Here is a 17,437-nt window from a genome sequence, read left to right on the forward strand (position 1 = left end):
CGAACCGACGTGCTCTTCGCGATGCTCCGCGACGGCACCTTCTACGAACCCCAACCCGCCCCATCAGCTTGACCAAACCCATAGGGGCACCCCCCCCGGAAACCGCGGCCGCGTTCCTCAGCGGGTCAGGAGCAGCCCGCAGCTGTAGGCGCGGGCGTGGCCGAGGCCGTTGGAGAGGACTCCGACCAGGGTTTCCGGGTCGGTGACCGTCAGGGAGCCGCGGATCTCGGCGCGGCCGATGCGTACGGGCTTGCGCCGGTGGGCGCTGGAGAGCGTCGGCAGCATGCGGATGCCGAGGCTGTCCGGGTCTGCGGTGGCGCCGATGCGGACCACGCCGTCCTCGGCCGTCGCCGGGTCGCCGTCGGCCTGGAGGCGGCGCTCGAACCAGCGCTTGACGTGGTCCGGCGTGGTGTGGGCGGTCCGCGTACCGCGGGCCTTCTCCTCGGCGGGCTTGCCGGAAGGCCTGCTGTGGGTCGGGTTGACGACCGTACGGAAGCCCACGACCTCGCCCGTCTTGAAGGTGCGGTCGACGGTGATGATGTGCGGCGGGGCGGTGAAGGCCGCGCGCGGTATCCGGGCCCAGTCGCCCGGGATCCTGGACTGCACGACCAGCACGAGCGCCGCCGCCTTGAGGTCCACCGACCAGGTCGACAGGACGCCCATCTGGGAGCGGGCGTCGGGGTCGCCGTCCTCGACCCAGCCGCGGAATCCGCTCATCACGGTGCGGTGCATCTCCTGGGCGTCGACGAGGGATTTGGCCACGAGTGGGTGGCGGGCGTTCAGCGTCAGGATGGAGTGGGTGGCGACGAAGCGTGCCGTGGAGGCGCGCGTGCTGTTCCCGGTGTGCACGTTGTTCACGGTGTTCACGGGATGATGTCCCATTCGGTGGCGGTCGGAGCGATGGTGACGCGCATACGGGTCTCCCAGCGCGTGGCGTGTGCCCGGCGGGCCGGATCGAAGCTGACCGGCTGGTCGTTGACCGGCGAGGCCCCACGGGCGCCCGACGCCGCCTGGAGCCAGGCCCAGGGGCGGCGGCCCGAGGTGTCGGGGCCCTCCGGGCCCGGCAGCAGCCGCTTGGCCGCGAACGCCTCGGCGAGCGTGCCGGGCAGGATGCCGGCGGCCAGCGTTCCGGAGGGCGGGCAGGACTTCCGGCCGAGCCACAGCAGCTGCTTCGGGTGTTCGAGGGCGTACGCGATCTCCTCCAGCAGGGCCCCGTCCTCGTGCTGGAGTCCGGCCACGAACGCCGCGTCCGACAGGTACCAGCGCTCGGTGATCAGCGCCGTACGGGAGAGCTCCGCGGAGACCAGGGCCCCGGATACGGGATCGGCCGTGATCTTCTTCGGTGCCCCGTACCACCCGGCCAGTTCGTGGTGGCCGAAGCCGGGACCTTCGGCAGCCGCCATGCTCCCGGCCACAGCCGCAGCCCGCCGGTGATCGGTGATGACGTCCCGTGGGCGCAGCGGGTACTTCCCCGCGCCGACTGTGTGGTAATCGCGTACCGGGGTGCCGGGATGGTCGGCGCGGACGCCGAAGACGAGATGGGCGAGGTCGTCCACGGAGTCGGTCCGGTCCCGGCCGAGTGCCGCCGCGCACAGACCGATCACCGCCGACTTCGTGGGCCGGGTGTGGGTGTCCCGGTGGGAGAAGCGGGACACCGCCCCCCAGGACTGCAGGGGGGCGGCGAGCCGTACGAGCAGGACGTGCGTCACGCCGTCAGCTCCTCGGCGGAGGTGACGGGCGTCGCGCCGTGGGCCCCCAGCGTGCCCAGGAGCGCGTCGATCTGGGGGTCGTAGGTGAGGACGCGGCCGGACCGGATGTCGGGGCGGCGCTTGCTGACGAAGGCGTGGTGCTTCAGCAGCCGCTTGACCGCGGCCGGCCCGGCCGGGCCCTCGCCGCCCTTGTCCAGCGGATTCTCGTCGATCGGGGCCTGGAAGGCCGCCGCGTAGTTGTACGGGCGCTCGCCCTCGAAGGCGAGGACCAGGGCGGGCAGCGAGCCGGTGGAGGCGGTCGAGTTCTTCTTCGCCTCGGGGAAGGCGTCGACGAAGGCGGTGACGAACTCCGCCTCGGCAGCGACGGACGCCTCCTCGGCCTCCTCGGCCGTCATGCCGGCGGCCCGGAGGTTCCTGCGCAGCTTGAGGCGGTCGAGGACGGCGTGCCGGTAGAACGTGCCGGTGATCAGGGACTGGTAGCCGGTCATGCCGGCTCCCGAGTCGTCGGCGGCGTCGAGGAAGTCCAGGGCGTTCTTCTTGCGGTCGAGCTTCGCGTCGTCGGCGGCCGCGTAGAAGTCGTCGACCTGCTCCGCCTCGTGCACGGTGAAGGCGTGGCTGCTCTGGACCGCGCCGTCGACGTTCGGGGAGTCGGCGATCTCGGCGAGGAAGCGGCCGTACAGGGCGATGTCGATGGCGTCGCGCGGCGCGAGCGCGGTGAGCACCGCGGTACGGGTCGCGGACGACAGCGCGGGCAGCTTGGCATCGGCGGCCGGGCCTGCGCCTTCAGCGAACTCGTCCGCGTCGGCCGCCTCCTGGTCGGCGTTCTTGCGGCCGCCCTTCTTGGTCTTCGCCGCGGCCGCCGCCTGCGCCGCCAGGTACTCCGCCGTCCAGGGCCCCAGTTCCTCGGCCCGCTCGTGAATGTGGGCGGCGATGCGCGTGCCCGCGTCGGAGGGGGCGAAGAGGAGCACCCTGGTCAGGTTCGCGACGGTCTTCTTGGCCGGGTCGCCGAACTTCAGCCCGGTGGCTTCGATGACGGCACGGGCCGTACGGATGGCCTCGTCCGCGTCCCAGCCGTGCGCGGAGGCCAGTTCACGGCCGGTGATCAGCGCCCATTCGCGCGTACGCACGCCGGTGCTCCGGCCGGCCAGGGCTCCGATGCCCGCGTTGGCACGGTCGCGGGTGTGGACCCGTTCCGCGCGGCGGCGCGCCTGGCTCGTGATCATGTGCCGCTCGGTGCCGCCGTAGACGATGGACTTGGGAGAGCCGTTCTCGTCACGTACGGGCAGCACCGCGACCAGGGTCTCCAGGAGGTGCAGGGAGAGGAACTGGCTGCCGGTGGAGGAGGCGTTGCTGGTCACGTGGTGGTGCCCTTCTGGATCGTGTCGGCGGCGACGGTCGTGCCGGTGCGGGCACCGGCGGCCCGGGAGCGGGACATGTGGAAGGCCACGGCCCACTCGTAGGAGATGCGGGCCTTGCGGTCGTTCCACTGACTCAGGTCGTCGGCGAGCCGGGCCCAGGAGGGCGGCTTCGCGCCGCAGGAGCGCAGCCGGGCGACGGCGTGCTGGAGGTGGCGCCAGGGGATCCGGCGGCTGGACACGATCCGGTCGACGAGACGGGCCGCACCGGGGTCGTCCGGGCCGTATCCGGCGCCGTTGCCGATACGGCGGGCGGCCTCGCCGAGGTTGCCGTATCCGTAGGCGGGCTCGGACCGGCCCTGGTGGTAGATCGCGAACAGGAAGGCGACCTGCTCGTAGATCTCCTCCTGCTCCTCGCTGGGGCTGTACCAGATGGCCCGGAAGTGGGGTTCCTTGCGGACCCGGGGGCGCCGCAGATCGGCGAGGCTCCCGTAGTTGCGGTTGTGCACGAGGCCGGCGAGCCAGGCTGTCAGGGCGGCGCTGCTCTCACTGCTCTCGGGTCCGGGCTTGGACTTGGACTCCGCTTGGGTGGTCATGCCCTCTCCCCTCGGATTTCGGCTCGGATTTCGGCCGGTGCCTTCGGCGAGGCCAGCTCGTCGTCGAACCGCTTCAGGGCCGCGGCCTGCGCCTTGGCGCCCTGCGCGTTCCTCGGCAGCGAGTCGAGACACGCGGTGAGGAACCTGCGGGCGGAGGCGGCGACCGTGGCGGCGTAGTCGAGCAGGCACTCGGAGACCGGCTCGCCGATGGTGGTCTCGTCCATCAGGAGGTCGAAGGGTTCCCGCGTCGCCGCCCAGTGCATGCCGCGCGCGTCGAAGCGTGCGATCTGGCCGGTCTTGTCGGCCGGTTTGGGGTTCGGGTAGGCGACGGTCCAGGCCGCGTACGCCGCTTTGCCCAGGGCCGCAGCCACGTACTCGGCGATCTCCGAGCCGCGGAAGGAGGCGAGGTAGAGCCGCGCCTCAAGGCCCGGGGCGAAGGGGAAGGTCCCATCGACCCAGGTGATGGCCGTGGTCTGCTTGGCCACGAGTCCGACCGTCCACAGCTCGACGCGGCGGGCCGGCTGCTGCCCGGGCTCGGGGGCGACGTCCTCCGGGGGAAAGAGCGCGAGCCGCTGGTACAGGGTCGCACCGCCGTTCGCACCGTCGGAGGAACGGGCCTTGTCCACGGCGGCGTAGAGAGAGTGGGCGTCCCGCCACACGGCGCGGGTGGCCGAGGCCCACAGCGGCTTGGTCGTGCCGTCCGCCTTCTTGGCGGGGACCGCGTCCTGGAGGTGCTCGTCCGTCAGCGCGAGCAGTTCGCCGGCGCCGAGGAGCACCCGGTCCACGGCGTCGCCCTCGGGGGTCGGGCGGAGGAGGACCGACCGGCCGAGATAGCTGTGCAGGTCGGCGGGGCCGCCGACCGGGCGGCCGTTGGGCTTGGTCTTGAAGCCGCGGCGCTCCTTGCCCACGGTCCAGGAGCGGTTCAGCTCTCCGGGCGGCCCGGGGACCGGGGCCAGATTGAGACGGAGGGTCTCGCCGAGGGTCTCGCCGAGCGCGATGACACGGATCCGGGTGCCGAGGCGGGTGGCGGCGAGATTGGTGACGGTGGGGCCGAGCGTCTCCTTGCCGGAGATCCGGGCCCGGCCAGCCGGCCCGTACACGTGCTGCGTGAGCATGGCCCGGAAGGCCTGGGCGACGGGTAACGGGCGGGGGTGTTCGAGGTGGTGGTGATCGAAGAACTGGTTGTAGTCGCCGACCTGCTCGATCACCAGCTGCGCCGGACCGGCGCCGTGCCGGTCGAGGAAGGGAGCGAGGAGCGAGTTCTGCCCGAGCGGCTCGGTGGGATGGAAGAGATCCCAGACCTCGCCCTCGGGACGCTGCGCGAGCCACTCGGCGGCGGGCTGCAGGGCGTCCTTCTCGTCCACCCATGCCGGCCACTCGGCGGCGGAGGCCGGGTAGGTGCCGGACGCGAAGCAGATGGCCAGCAAGAACTCGATGACGGCGACCTTCTCCCCCGGCGTGGCGCCTTCCACGCTGCGGAGGCCGTCGGCATCGTGAAGCACGTCGACGAGACTCAGCTCGACGAGCCGGTCGTCGAGGGTCAGGGCCGGTACGCATGGCTGCTGCCGTGGATCCCATCGGGGGCGTATCGCCCCGTCGCGCGGGGTGCGTGATTCAGCCAAGTTGCATCGTCAGCTCTCTGCTCATAACGGTTGCTTGCTGGAATGGGGCAGGACGCTAGCAGGCGAACGGGGGCAATAGGGCAGGTTCGGGAAATCCCAACTCCCGTAGGAGGAAGTGGACTTGAGCTGCCAGCCGGGTTCCGTGCGAGAGGCATGACGGCCCAGAGCCCATCTCATGCTCGGGTCATCCCCGCGGGTGCGGGCCCTTCATCGCGTACATGATCGGCGTACCGTCGATGGGTTCATCCCGCCTGCGCAGCGGGAGCAGTCCAGGAAGATCGGGCCGGCCGGAGCCACGTCGGGATCATCCCCGCATGTGCGGGGAGCAGTTCACCCCCGAGCAACTCCGGTTTGTGCTGTGGGGTTCATCCCCGCGGGCGCGGGGAGCAGGCCGGGTACGCGTCCAGGCGCGAGTTGTTGTCGGGATCATCCCCCGCGTGCGGGGGTAGGCGATCTGTATGCCGATGCCGGTCACGTTGTGAGAGTCATCCCCGCGGGTGCGGGAGCAGGCCGGCACGGACGTCACCACCGACCTCCTCGTGGGGTCATCCCCGCGGGCGCGGGGAGGAGCCAGCAGCCCAACAGTTGTTGAGCGCGAAGTCGGGTTCATCCCCGCAGGTGCGGGAAGCAGGCCGCGTGCGCCTCGATGGCGAGCTGCCAGTGGAGAGCATCCCCGCGGTGCGGGCGAGCGGCGATCGGACTATGCCGCCCCGCTCTACGACCTGGAGTCATCCCCGCGGGCGCGGGGAGCAGTCGAACCCGGCGCGGGCACCGAGGCCGTCGAAGGGTTCATCCCCGCGCGGGCGGGAAGCACACACCACCACCGTCCACATAGCCGAGTGCCTTGGGGTCATCCCCGCTCGGGCGGGGAGCAGCGGGCGCATTCCACTCGCGTGAGCTGCACCTGGGGTTCATCCCCGCCGAAGCGGGAGGCAGAACAGGATCGTAGCCACCCCTCCGCCCATCCACGGTTCATCCCCCGCAACGGGGGAGCAGGCCAGGGTCCAGGGCGTCCCCTGTGCCGTCCAGGGTTCATCCCCGCCAGTGCAGGAAGCAAGCTCGGACCTGCCACTTCTGCAGATTCGGGCATGGGCCGCAAACCCGGTAGCGCGGGGCCTCGCCGCGAGGCGGCCCGGGGCAACCGCAGCGCCCGCAGCCGCCCACACGCCGAAGACGACGCGGACAGCGCCACGCAGCGGTTCAGATGACCGGCGGCCTGCCCAGCCTCGTCATCCGCCACACCGTCCGCCACCGCATGGGCCGCCGTGGCGGGCACGGGACGCGGACGCCTTCGAAGAAGCCGGCCCACCACGACCTGAGCCCGTGCAGCGGTGGCCGCTGTGCCACCGTGTACGCCGCCCACGTGGCGAGGTACACGGGCACCAGCACGGCGGGCAGGTGGCGCTTGGCCAGCCAGACGCGGTTGCGGCCGGTGTTGCGGTAGTAGACCGCGTGCCGGGACGCCTGGGTACGCGGGTGGCGGAGGAGCAGGTCCGCCCGGTAGTCGATCTCCCATCCCGCGTCCAGCGCCCGCCACGCGAAGTCCGTCTCCTCGTGCGCGTAGAAGAACTCCGCCGGGAAGTCACCGACCTGGTCGATCACAGTCATCCGGATCGCGTGGGCACCGCCGAGGAACGTGGTGACCGGCCCCGACTGCGCCGGATCCGCGCCGCCAAGGCGGGGTACGTGGCGGCGCTGGGTGAGGCCCTCCTCGTCGACGATCCGGAAGCTCACCACCCCGAGTCGCGGGTTCTCGGCGAAGGCTTCCCGGACGAGCCGCAGGCTGTCGGTCCGGGGCAACAGGCCGTCGTCGTCCAGGACCAGGACGATGTCCACGCCGCCGTGCTCGCGCAGCCACCGCACGCCCGCGTTCCGGCCGCCGGGGATGCCGAGGTTCTCCGGCAGCTCGACGGCCTCCACCCCGTCCGGAAGCGGACCCGGCTTCACGCCCTGGCCGAGGACCACGACCGTCGCCGCCTCGCCCTCCTGCGCCGCCACCGAGTCGAGCAGCGCGCGGAGTTCCGGATCCCGGTCCCCCATGGTCAGAACCACCACACCCACCCTGGCGTTCATGCCCGGGCTCGCAGGAGTTCGGTGGCGCGCTGTTCCAGGCTCGCCGCTCCGAGCACGCCGCGCCTGCGGTAGCCGGCCGCCACCGTACGGATGGACCGGACTTCCTTCCGGCTCCGGTCGGAAGCCACGCCGTCCATGAAGTCGAGCGAGCGGTTCCACAGCCCGACGGCCTCCTCGTGGCGGTGCTGTGCGGCGACCGACTTCCCGAGGTTGACCATGGTCAGGGCGTGTCCGCGCTGGTACGTGCCCGGCGTACGGGCCACCATCGCCGTGCGGTAGTGCCGTTCGGCCGCGGAGTAGTCCTTCATGGCGGTCAGCGTCCTGCCCGTGTGCGAGGCGACGGTCGCCGCAACGGGCCCGGACGCGGCGGCGTACGACGGCACCGGATCGCGCGTGTCCGACAGCGCGTCCTCGGCAGCCAGCAGCGCCCCTGCCGCCTTCCCGCGTTCCCCGACGGTCCCGTACGCCCTGGCGCACGTGACCAGGAGAAGCGCCTCGGTCTGCCGGTCGACCTTGCCCGACGCCCGGCGCAGCGCCTCCTCCCCGAGCTCCGCGCACGAACCCGGCTGGCCGAGGTCGAGGGCCTGGTGCGTCATCGCCCGCATGAGCCACGCGCCGTGGCCGGCCGGGTCGCATTCGCAAGCCAGTTGATATCCGAGCAGGTAGTACTGCTGGGCCGCGCCATCACGTCCGAGATCGTGGTGCTTCCAGCCGACCAGGCAAGCCAACTGCGCGGCCGCCCCGAAGGCGTCCGCGCGTACCGCCTCCGACGGGAACCGGGCCCGGAGCATGGGGGTGACGGTGTCGGTGAGGTAGGCGGTGACCGTGGTCAGGCCGTGGCCGCCGCCGAGCTTGTCGTCCGCGCTCCGGAACATCTCGGTGAGTTGACGGACGACGGCGACCTCCTCCGCGCCGACGGCCCCGCCGTTCCCGGCCGCCTTGAACGTGGCGGCCACCACCTCGTGGTCGTAGGCCAGGGGGAGACCGACGGCAGCCGTGGCGAAGGCGGCATTGAGGAATTCCCTGCGGCGGAGCATCACTGATCTCCCGAGGTCGGCGGCAGTGGCCAGGGGGTCCGCGCTCAGCGCCTCCCCGATGCCTGCGCAGCCTAGACCGACTTCGGCGACCGTCACCTTCCGCTTGATCTTTCTCGACAGAGCCTCGGCGATGTATGAGCGGGTCCGACCGCTCGGTGTCCCTCCGGCGACCCAGTAGGCGATGGCCGACGGCGCGGTGCCCAGCGCCTCCCCTGCCTCGGCCGCCACCGCCCGGATCTCCCGCGCGAGCGCGTAGTACGTGACTCCAGCCTCGGCGATGACGGCGGCCAGCTCCGCGTTCGGTGTCCGGCTCTCCGTCATCTTCGGCCCCCTGGAGCGATCTTGAACGGATTGAACGGGTTCCCGGGACCCTCACCGTACCGGCACTGCGTGACCGCATGTTCACTGAATGCAAGCACCCGCCGAAGTCCGACGGCGGGGCACAGGCCGTGTTGGCCGACCGTCAGCCGATGCGAGGAGGAGGCCGGCAGTGACAGTGAACGGCCCGGCGGACGACACCGACCACACCACGGAGACGACGGCCGGCCCCGAGGCCTGCGTCCGCTTGCCGTACGGCGCCCCCTCGCCCGGCCTCCTGGCCCGCGCCGACCGGGGCCTCGCCCGCTTCCTGAACGGCTTCGGCCCCACCACCACCGTCACCCAGCAACCCGTCGGCCGGAACGGAACCGGCACCAGCGCCGGGGACCACCGGCGATGAACGCGCCTGCCGACATCGGCTTCGGCCATCAAGCGCATCCGCTGCTGGGCCGCCTGGTCCGCGACGTCGCTTCCGGCACCGAGGGGCTGCTGATGGCCGTCGTCCTGGAGGAAGTCGCCACCCACGCGGGCCCGCGCTGGACCCGCCGCGCCTACATCCGCCCCAAGGCCGGCGGCATCGAGCTGGCGACCGCCGTGGCCAACGTCCAGCCCGTCGCGGCCACCTGAGCCGATCCGACCCGGACCCCGACCCGGAGGACAACCGCCGGCCCCGGGGTCGGAGCTCCCCACCCCGCTGCTGACACCCCCAAACCGAACGGCGCGACGGTCCCGCCTGGACCGCCGCCGCCCGACACCGCACGGAGGCATCGTGTACGACCGCTCCCCCCTCGCCGCCCTGACCGGCTCCACCGTCCTGGTGACCGGCGGCGCGGGACTCATCGGCTCGCGCATCACCGCCCGGCTGCGCGCGCTCGGCGCCCGCCCCATCTCGCTGTGCAGCATGAACGCCTACCCGCCGCACGTCTACACCGACGTGTTCGGCGTCGACCCCACCGACCCCGACGTGGTCTGCGGCGACGTCCGCGACGCACCGCTCGTGCGCAAACTCGTCGCCGAGTGCGACTACGTCGTCCACGCGGCCGCCCTCGCGGACGTGGCGGCCTGCACGCGCGAGCCGCTCGCCGCCATCGACACGAACATCGCGGGCACCCAGGCCGTGCTGGACGCCGTGGCCGCCAGTCCCCGGATCCGGCGGATGGTGTTCGTGTCCTCCGCCAGCGTCTACGGCGACGGCAGCCCCGAGGAGGCCCACAGCCAGGAGCTGCTGACCATGCGCCAACTCCTGGAGGCGGTCCACGGGCGGATCCCACCCCAGTTCCACGAGGGCGACCGGATGCGGCCGGTGTCGGTGTACGGGAACACCAAGGCGTGGGGCGAGGAACAGACCGCGCTCGTCCTCGGGCAGGTCGGCATCTCGTACAGCATCGTCCGGTACTTCTCCGTCTACGGGGAGCCCCAGACCGTCAAGCCGAACAGCCACTCGTGGGTGGTGGCCTGGTTCGCCGCCCGCGCCTCGCTCGGGCTGCCGCTGCACCTGAACGGTGGCGGCCGCCAGGTCCGCGACCTGACCCACGTCGACGACATCGCCGAAGGTACGCTGCGCGCGCTGGCATCCCCGCGGGCGCACACCGAGACCGTCAACCTCGGCACCGGGGTGGCCACCAGCATCCGCCAGGTCGCCGACCTGGTCCGCGCGCACTACCCGGGCACGCCGCTGCTGGAGACGCCGCTGCCGGCCGGGGACCCGCTCGGCGGCTACGCCTCGGTGCGCCGCATGGAGAACATCCTGGGCTGGAAGCCGAAGGTGACCGTCGCCGACGGGGTGGCCCGCTATGTGGCGTGGCTGCAGAACTCCCCGCAGGCAGCCCCCGGCTGGCTGGCGCAGGCCTAGACGATGGGCGGCCGACCCAGCCGAGCCATCCGTACGACGGTGCTCCACCGCATCGGCCGACGGGGGCCGGCGCTGGTCCGTACCCCCTCGGCGAAACCACCGAACCAGGCGCGCAGCCCGGTCACCGACCCCGTCCTGGCCACGGTCAGCGCGGTCCACACGCCGAGGTAGACGGGCACGAGGGGGGCGGGCAGGTGGCGCTTGGCGAGCCAGACCCGGTTGCGGGCGGTCATCCGGTAGTAGACCGCGTGCCGGGCGGGAGAGGTTTTGGGGTGCTGGAGCACGAGCCGGGGCTCGTAGAGGATGTCCCAGCCGGCGTCGAGCGCACGCCAGGCGAGGTCCGTTTCCTCGTGGGTGAAGAAGAACTCGTCCGGCCAGCCGCCCGTCCTCTCCAGCATCGGCATCGACAGGGCATGGCCGCCCCCGAGGAACGTGGTGACCAGCCCGCGCCGCATCGGGTCCTTCGCCCGCAGCCGCGGGATGTGCCGCCGCTGCGTCTCCCCGGCCTCGTCGGCAATCCGGAAGCTGACGATGCCGAGCCGCCCCTCCCCCGCCTCGTACAGGTCGGCGATCCGCACCACCACGTCGGCATCGACGAGCAGGCCGTCGTCATCGAGGTCCACCAGGACGTCGACGTCCCCGAACTCCCGCAGCCGCCGCCAGGCGACGTTCCGCCCGCCGGAGACGCCGAGGTTCTCGGCGAGCTCCACCCCTGTGACGCCGTCCGGCAGGTCTGGCAGGGCGCATCCGTTGCCGACGACGACGATCCGTGCGGCTGCCTCGTCCTGCTTGGCGACGGAGTCCAGCAAGGCCCGCAGCTCGGGCATCCGGTCGCCCATCGTCAGCACGGCCACGCCCACCCGCGGTCGGGACACCATCCACCACTTCCTTCCAGCGCCCAGGTGAACGGCGAGCCTACCGCCGCCGGCTGCCGGGCCCCGTCCCCGAAAGGCAGGCTCATGCCCACCCCGCCCCCGAACCCGCCCCCGCCCCCGCCCCCGAGTCGCAACCGGAACCGGAACCCAATCCTCCTCGGCGACTACATCACCGCCCCCACGAACGACGCCTCGCTCGCCGCCACTCCCTACGCCGGCCTGGAGACGTACGACCTCGCGGCCTTCCTCTCCGACTGGGAGTCATTGCACCGGGCGGCGCTGGCCCGCCTGGGCGAGGGCGGACGCATCCACCCGACCGCCTTCATCCACCCCCGGGCGATCGTCGGGGACGATGTGATCGTCGGCCCGGGGGCACGCGTGTGGGAGTTCTCGACGGTCCGCAAGGGCTCCGTACTGGGCGCCGGGGCTCAGGTCGGCTTCAACTGCGAGGTGACGGCCTCGTACGTCGGCGAAGGCGCCGTCCTCGGACACCGCATCGGCGTCAACCGCACGCTCGTCGGCGCCGGCGCACACCTGTCAGCCGGGGTCACGGTGGCCGCGATCCACATGAGCGGCGACATGCGCAGGCCGGACCGCGAGGTGATCACCCGTACCCCGCACGGCATCTACCGCTGCGGCACCACCCGATTCGGCGCCCTCATCGGCGACCACGTCCAGACCGGCAACACCCTGAGTCTCGGCCCCGGCACGGCCATCGGCCGCCGCACCCTGATCCACAGCGGCGTCACCCTCGCCGCACGAGCCGTCCCCGCAGACTCGGTCGTCACGACTCCGCACACCTCGGAAGCCACGGTCCACCCCCGCCGGCGGCGGGCGACGAGGGACGGGTAGCGCCTCGGGGTGTGCCTCGAGGCGCTGGGGCCGGCTGTTCAACTCTCTGCGGCATTCCGGCATGCCTGGTGCATCGGCGCAGATTCCAGTGAGCGGCAGCTCGACGGGGGTATCCCCGCATGCGCAGGGAGCAGCAGCCGCTTGCGTCGACCTCCATCCCCTGTGTGGGTTCATCCCCGCGTGCGCGGGGAGCACGGTCCCATTACGAAGACCACCCCGTTTGCCACGGGTTCATCCCCGCGTGCACGGGGAGCAGGTGCGCGGTGCGCAAATCGCCGGGCAGAACCCGGGTTCATCCCCGCGTACGCGGGGAGCAGGTGCCGAGGCCGATGGTGATCTCGACGGGGGTGGGTTCATCCCCGCGTGCGCGGGGAGCAGCCATACATAGGTGATCCTTTCGGTTTGACCCCGGGTTCATCCCCGCGTGCGCGGGGAGCAGGCTTTCCGACCTGGGACTCTATGCGGGCAGCGCGCTGTTCTCGAGTACTTTCACCGAACCCGGCAACTTACCCATATCTACCTAGGAGCCGTGACTCCGTTCGCGGACGCCCGCCGAGCCACGCCGCGTGGGTACCAGCGGCCTGGCGGAGGCAGCGGCTGGATCACCCGCGCCCGCAGCATGCAAGTGTCGCTATCGCCGCTTCCTGAGCTCCCGGACCGCGGGCACGGCTACCAGGCACAATCCCACCGCTGTGGCGAAGCCGGTTCCGCCGGAGCGGAGGACCTCCGGGAGACCGGCGCCCGCCAGGCTCTCCACGAGGCCGGCGGACAACGCGATGACCAGAGAGAAGAGGATCATGCTCAGCAACCAGAGCGCCCAGACGGGCTGGGCGCACGCCGCGTGAATGTCTGTGGTGGTGGCCGGGGGCATGGCCGTGGGCGTGGCTGTGGGGTCTTCGGAGGCGGTCACGGAAGTGTCCCTTTCGGACGGTTTGGCGGAACGGAGATGAACGGGGGAAGACGCAACGGAACAGGCAGGGTCAGGTCAGGGTCAGGGTCAGGGTCAGGTCGACACCGGCATCGGGTTCAGGAACTGCTCAGCCAGCAGGCCGCGCGCCCTGGTTACGGCGGCCGCCAGTTCCGCGTGTGCGCGGGCCTGTGCTTCCAGGACCGCCAGCAGCTCGGCGATACGGCGCTGCTCGAGCAGCGGAGGAAGCCTCACCTCCAGGCGGCCGAGTGTCCCGGTACTGATCGACGATGCCGCGGTGGCGGCCGACCGGTCCTCGACCCAGGCGAGCACATCCGGGCGGCTCATCCAGGCGAGGAGGTAGTCGGGATCGACCTCGGCGTCCTTGCGTACGCGCAGGCGAGTCAGGTTCCCGCTCGGCAGCCAGCCCACCTGGTCGGCCCGTACGATCGCCGGCGGGCCCGGCTTGCCTGCACGTACGCACACGATGTCCCCGGCCTCGAGCTCGAAGTGCGCGAGCCGTACGGCGAGCTCCCAGGAGATGCGTTCCTCCCCCGGGTCGGTGATGCGCCCTTCCCGGAGATGCCTCGGGAACACCACCGGCACGACACCTGCGGGACCACGGTCCTTCGGACGCAACTGTGAGAACGAGGGGCCGGCCTTGATCTCGCAAAGGACGGCGAGCTGCGCCGTACGCCAGGCCGCTCCGCTCGGCTCACCCAGGGCGATCTCCCTGCGCAAGGAGTCCGCGTGTTCGTCCGCGTCCGCGCTGCGGTCCTTCAGCCACGCCACTTCGTCCCAGGCCAGCTCCGGCGTGTCCGCTCCGGACGGGGACTGCTCGTCCGGGCTCTCGTCCCCGCGCCCTGCCGGGCGGACGTGGTCCACGGGACTGAGTGAGCAGGCTCCGCGGAGCAGTGTCTGACGGTCCACCAGCGCGCTCGGTACGTTCCTCGGCGGCTCCGGAACGTCCTCGGGATACCGGCGCGGCGAGCCGTTGTGGGCCCTGTACATGTCGAGGAGTGCACGGGCTTCGTGCTCCTCCAGGACGGTCCGCGGCCCCTTCTTGGTGCCGAGCCGGCGCGCGTCCAAGAAGAGCACCTGTTCGCACGGCTCGCTCGGGTGACGCAGCAGCCACACGGACACGGGGACCGCGGTGCCGCTGAACAGCCTGGCGGGCAGCGCGATCACGCACTCCACGACCCCCGCGCTCACCATGGCCTTGCGGATGGCCGTCTCGGCGGCGCTGCCCGAGTTGCCCGCCTTGGTGGGCATCACCATCACGGCCCGCCCGCCTTCCCGGAGGGAGGCGAGTACGTGCTGGACGTAGGCGAAGTTGTCGTTGTCCAGCGGGGGCGCGCCGTAGGCCCACGTTCCGGTACGGCGGGCCTGCCCCGTCGAGTCCTTCATGTTGAACGGCGGGTTGGTGAGGACGAAGTCGGCCCGTCCGGTGGTGTCCAGGCCACTGGCCCATGGCTCGTTGCGCTCCAGACGCACGCCGGCCCTTACACCGCGCAGTGCCAGGTTGAGGCTCGCGAGGCGCCCCGCGGCGGGGACGGTCGTCTGTCCGAACACCTTGAGCGGCTCGCGGTTGGGATCGCGCAGACGAAGCAGCTCCGAGAGCGCGAGCCCCGCCACGAGACACTCCCCACCGCGAACGTACGGATCGTAGGCGGTGCGGGGAGCCCGGCTGCAGGAGCCGGCCGCCAGGCCTGCCATCAGCCTCACCACACCCTTCGGCGTGAAGAACTCACGGCTGCGCAGCCGTCCGTGCGCCTCGTACTCATCGATGATCAACTCAAAGGCGTCGTCCCCGTCGAGCTTGCCCACCAGGCCGATGACTGCGGTGAGGACTCCCGCGTTCCTGGGGGTCAGATCGGCCAGCGAATCCGTGAAGTGGGGCAGCATTCCCAGCCGCTTCACCTCGGCGTCCACTTCACGGCCGATGTGGTCCAGCAGCTCGCTGCCCGCTCCCCCGGAGGCTTCGATCGCAGCCGCCTTGGCCCGGACCTCGGTCCAGCGTTCGCCGGACATGGTCCGCAGGAAGTGGAGCGCAAGGAGCAGGTGCAGGTAGTTCACCATCGATCCCGAACCGCGCGCCTGATCGGCCAGCGGTCCCATGAGCTTGCGCACCAGCTGTCGGTTCGCCGGTACGGTCGCCCGCTGCGCCGGCCGGTCCTGCGGCTCCCGGGCGTCGGTGACGGGGAGATGCGTTCCCTTCTCGCCCTGGGTCAGCGAGCCTCGTGCCCGATGGCCGTACGTAGTCCCTTCGCCCTCCTCCGGCCTCCGCAGGTGCAGCGGAACGCGGCGGCCGTCGAGCCAGCTCACGACGTCCGACTGGAGGAAGTAGTCCGTCCCTCCCGCTTTCCTGGGCGTGGGGAAGTCCGGGGACCGTCGCTCCCAGACGGTCACGGTCGGCCGCGTGACGTCGGCCAGTTCCGCGATCCGTGCCCGCGTGATCTGAGGGTCGTCGACGTACTGCGGTGTAGGGCTGCTTCCCATGCTGCTCCTTCGAACTCCGCCCGGTGGGCGTCCCGTTGTTGAGAAACGTACGGGATCGACAACCGTTGCGTCCTGTGAGTACTGCCAGTACTCACAGGACAACTTCCCCCGCACCGATAGCCCGGCAGAGCAACATCCGACAGTTTGTCCCAGGTGATGGTTCATCGTGCCCCAGCATGGCCCACGCTAGTGCCGGATTGCGATGTCTAGCATGCAAGGGGGTTAACGCTTGGCCGATCCGTCCGGCTACCCCAGGCGTGACACGTCCAGTGCGGGCGACGAACGCCGCTCGGCCCTCGCCGGCGCCTCGCACGTGGGAGCAGATGAACCAGAGGCTGTACGGCGCATCCCGTGCACGCTGGACGGGGGGATCCCGGCTCGACCGACCTCCGGACGCTGTTCCACTGCACCAGCATGGCTCCCGCCATACGCGCATCACGCGGAGAGCGGATCTCGTAGCGCCTCAGCCGACCCTCGGACGCAACCGTGTACATGGGGCAGGTCCGACCTTGGCTGATCTGTAATCTTCCGAGGCTCGGTCAGGCGAGCCCGGCACAGGCGTTATCGTCCCAGCCGTCCTCATGCTGCATGTAGCAGAGCATCGAGCGGGAGAGCCGGTCCCAGCCTCCCTGGTCGGCGATAGCGATGGCGTACTTGCCCCTCTTCGGGCCGATGGAGGCAAGGCCGATGCGCAGGGAGTGCCCGGTTGAGCGCGTACGCGGTGCCCACGCTCCAGGGGTCGTCCCCGCATGCGCGGGGAGCAGGTGCACACGGACCTCAAGCCGTTTGTCCGCTGGGGGTCATCCCCGCGCGCGCGGGGAGCAGAGGAACTCAAGGGCTCGGCGGTAGTTGCCGTTGGGGTCATCCCCGCGTGCGGGAGGAGCAGGAGTGGACGATTGTGAACCCGTCCGCGGCCTCGGGGTCATCCCCGCCTGCGCGGGGAGCAGCTAGTGAATCTCTTCGGGGAACAGACGCTGATGGGGTCATCCCCGCGTGGGCGGGGAGCAGGACAGCACGTCGTCGACGTAGGCCCATGACCGGGGGTCATCCCCGCGTGCGCGGGGAGCACGGTCCGTGAACTGGGACTGTAGGCGGGCCGAGAGGCGTTCGTGAGTACTTTCACCGAATCCGGCAATTCCGTCATGCCTACCAGCCGACCGGACCGGCACGGCGCGGACTGCGGCGATCGGCGCATACAGTGCCCAACTGCCGTACTCCGCAACAGTGACGGGCAGTCGAGCTGTTCAGTGCGCAGCAGGCGCCGGCCTGCCCACGCGGGAGCGCGTGGACGCCGTCGCGCTGGAGCGGCCCCTGCCCTGGGAGGCCGGGCACCCCGTGCGGTCCGTTGCCCTGAAGCCGGGGTACAGCCGGCAGCACGTCGTCTATGGCGGGACGTACGCCCTCCGCGCCGTGCGCGGCATCCTGCTGCGCGTCTCCGGGGAGGGCGGGGAGGACCACGACAGCCGGATGGACGGCGTGCCCTCCCCCTGGAACCCGGTCGTGCCCGTCGGCCGTCGGCCATCCCGGGGCCACCCTGCCGGGCTCGGAGATGACACCGGTGGCCGGACACGCCCCGGGCCCGGCACAGGCCGCTCAATAGACCTTTGACCCCGCCGCCCGGGAGCGGAAGGTGGGGGGGAGGTCTGACGATCTTCCTGCCGACGATCCACCAACCACTCATACTGGCAACACGGTTGACCCGATTGGTCTTGCAGAAGAGCCAGTGGGGCGACGCCTGACGG

Annotated in this window: 15 protein-coding genes and 1 CRISPR repeat array; of the genes, 5 read left to right on the top strand and 10 right to left on the bottom strand. The window is 71.4% G+C overall.

The window, feature by feature from the left end:
• Window positions 1-117: 117 nt before the first annotated feature.
• The 7 genes from ACFV9H_RS11915 to ACFV9H_RS11945 form a co-directional block, all read right to left on the bottom strand.
• A complete protein-coding gene (locus tag ACFV9H_RS11915; RefSeq protein WP_385396629.1) occupies window positions 118-867 on the bottom strand; it encodes a type I-E CRISPR-associated protein Cas6/Cse3/CasE in 750 nt (249 codons plus the stop codon).
• Complete coding sequence (cas5e, locus tag ACFV9H_RS11920; RefSeq protein ID WP_385396631.1) at window positions 864-1,709, bottom strand: type I-E CRISPR-associated protein Cas5/CasD; 846 nt, start codon at window positions 1,707-1,709, stop codon at window positions 864-866. Before cas5e ends, ACFV9H_RS11915 begins: the two co-directional genes overlap by 4 nt.
• Window positions 1,706-3,067, bottom strand: a complete 1,362-nt coding sequence (locus tag ACFV9H_RS11925; RefSeq protein WP_385396633.1) for a type I-E CRISPR-associated protein Cas7/Cse4/CasC — start codon at window positions 3,065-3,067, stop codon at window positions 1,706-1,708. Before ACFV9H_RS11925 ends, cas5e begins: the two co-directional genes overlap by 4 nt.
• Window positions 3,064-3,660, bottom strand: a complete 597-nt coding sequence (casB, locus tag ACFV9H_RS11930) for a type I-E CRISPR-associated protein Cse2/CasB (RefSeq protein WP_385396635.1) — start codon at window positions 3,658-3,660, stop codon at window positions 3,064-3,066. The genes ACFV9H_RS11925 and casB overlap by 4 nt, the downstream gene beginning before the upstream one ends.
• Window positions 3,657-5,282 (bottom strand): type I-E CRISPR-associated protein Cse1/CasA, encoded by a 1,626-nt coding sequence (locus ACFV9H_RS11935; RefSeq protein ID WP_385396637.1) that lies wholly within the window; start codon window positions 5,280-5,282, stop codon window positions 3,657-3,659. Before ACFV9H_RS11935 ends, casB begins: the two co-directional genes overlap by 4 nt.
• A gap of 1,200 nt (window positions 5,283-6,482) precedes the next feature.
• Window positions 6,483-7,355 (bottom strand): glycosyltransferase family 2 protein, encoded by an 873-nt coding sequence (locus ACFV9H_RS11940; protein WP_385396639.1) that lies wholly within the window; start codon window positions 7,353-7,355, stop codon window positions 6,483-6,485.
• The gene (locus ACFV9H_RS11945; RefSeq protein WP_385396641.1) at window positions 7,352-8,713 is read right to left on the bottom strand and encodes a tetratricopeptide repeat protein; all 1,362 of its coding nucleotides are present in this window, start codon (window positions 8,711-8,713) and stop codon (window positions 7,352-7,354) included. The genes ACFV9H_RS11940 and ACFV9H_RS11945 overlap by 4 nt, the downstream gene beginning before the upstream one ends.
• Window positions 8,714-8,882: 169 nt before the next feature.
• Here ACFV9H_RS11945 and ACFV9H_RS11950 point away from each other — a divergent pair, with 169 nt between their 5' ends.
• From ACFV9H_RS11950 to ACFV9H_RS11960, 3 genes are all read left to right on the top strand, one after another.
• On the top strand, window positions 8,883-9,110 hold the full coding sequence (locus ACFV9H_RS11950) for a hypothetical protein (RefSeq protein ID WP_385396645.1): 228 nt from the start codon (window positions 8,883-8,885) through the stop codon (window positions 9,108-9,110).
• The gene (locus ACFV9H_RS11955) at window positions 9,107-9,337 is read left to right on the top strand and encodes a hypothetical protein (RefSeq protein ID WP_385396647.1); all 231 of its coding nucleotides are present in this window, start codon (window positions 9,107-9,109) and stop codon (window positions 9,335-9,337) included. Before ACFV9H_RS11950 ends, ACFV9H_RS11955 begins: the two co-directional genes overlap by 4 nt.
• A 142-nt stretch (window positions 9,338-9,479) precedes the next feature.
• Window positions 9,480-10,562 carry an NAD-dependent epimerase/dehydratase family protein gene (locus ACFV9H_RS11960; protein ID WP_385396649.1) on the top strand — a complete coding sequence of 361 codons (1,083 nt, stop codon included), beginning with the start codon at window positions 9,480-9,482 and terminating at the stop codon, window positions 10,560-10,562.
• Here ACFV9H_RS11960 and ACFV9H_RS11965 read toward each other — a convergent pair.
• On the bottom strand, window positions 10,559-11,440 hold the full coding sequence (locus ACFV9H_RS11965; protein ID WP_385396651.1) for a glycosyltransferase family 2 protein: 882 nt from the start codon (window positions 11,438-11,440) through the stop codon (window positions 10,559-10,561). The genes ACFV9H_RS11960 and ACFV9H_RS11965 overlap by 4 nt on opposite strands.
• Window positions 11,441-11,521: 81 nt before the next feature.
• On the opposite strand from ACFV9H_RS11965, the gene ACFV9H_RS11970 reads away from it, so the two are divergent.
• On the top strand, window positions 11,522-12,289 hold the full coding sequence (locus ACFV9H_RS11970; protein WP_385396653.1) for a transferase: 768 nt from the start codon (window positions 11,522-11,524) through the stop codon (window positions 12,287-12,289).
• A gap of 105 nt (window positions 12,290-12,394) precedes the next feature.
• Window positions 12,395-12,728: direct repeats of the CRISPR family, unit length 28 nt; unit sequence GGGTTCATCCCCGCGTGCGCGGGGAGCA.
• A 192-nt stretch (window positions 12,729-12,920) separates the two neighbouring features.
• Here ACFV9H_RS11970 and ACFV9H_RS11975 read toward each other — a convergent pair.
• Together ACFV9H_RS11975 and ACFV9H_RS11980 are read right to left on the bottom strand one after the other, a co-directional pair.
• Window positions 12,921-13,199 (bottom strand): hypothetical protein, encoded by a 279-nt coding sequence (locus ACFV9H_RS11975; protein ID WP_385396655.1) that lies wholly within the window; start codon window positions 13,197-13,199, stop codon window positions 12,921-12,923.
• Between the two features lie 93 nt (window positions 13,200-13,292).
• A complete protein-coding gene (locus ACFV9H_RS11980; protein WP_385396657.1) occupies window positions 13,293-15,695 on the bottom strand; it encodes an N-6 DNA methylase in 2,403 nt (800 codons plus the stop codon).
• A gap of 1,284 nt (window positions 15,696-16,979) precedes the next feature.
• Here ACFV9H_RS11980 and ACFV9H_RS11985 point away from each other — a divergent pair.
• Window positions 16,980-17,303 carry a hypothetical protein gene (locus tag ACFV9H_RS11985; protein ID WP_385396659.1) on the top strand — a complete coding sequence of 108 codons (324 nt, stop codon included), beginning with the start codon at window positions 16,980-16,982 and terminating at the stop codon, window positions 17,301-17,303.
• Window positions 17,304-17,437 lie beyond the last annotated feature (134 nt).

The sequence above is a fragment of the Streptomyces sp. NPDC059874 genome, assembly GCF_042731135.1.
Lineage (GTDB): Bacteria > Actinomycetota > Actinomycetes > Streptomycetales > Streptomycetaceae > Streptomyces.

Excerpts from the sequence above, each read along its gene's own strand:
- ACFV9H_RS11965 (WP_385396651.1), bottom strand. The coding sequence starts at position 11,440 with ATGGTGTCCCGACCGCGGGTGGGCGTGGCCGTGCTGACGATGGGCGAC.
- ACFV9H_RS11970 (WP_385396653.1), top strand. The coding sequence starts at position 11,522 with ATGCCCACCCCGCCCCCGAACCCGCCCCCGCCCCCGCCCCCGAGTCGC.
- ACFV9H_RS11945 (WP_385396641.1), bottom strand. The coding sequence starts at position 8,713 with ATGACGGAGAGCCGGACACCGAACGCGGAGCTGGCCGCCGTCATCGCC.
- ACFV9H_RS11980 (WP_385396657.1), bottom strand. The coding sequence starts at position 15,695 with ATGGGAAGCAGCCCTACACCGCAGTACGTCGACGACCCTCAGATCACG.
- ACFV9H_RS11955 (WP_385396647.1), top strand. The coding sequence starts at position 9,107 with ATGAACGCGCCTGCCGACATCGGCTTCGGCCATCAAGCGCATCCGCTG.
- ACFV9H_RS11940 (WP_385396639.1), bottom strand. The coding sequence starts at position 7,355 with ATGAACGCCAGGGTGGGTGTGGTGGTTCTGACCATGGGGGACCGGGAT.
- casB (WP_385396635.1), bottom strand. The coding sequence starts at position 3,660 with ATGACCACCCAAGCGGAGTCCAAGTCCAAGCCCGGACCCGAGAGCAGT.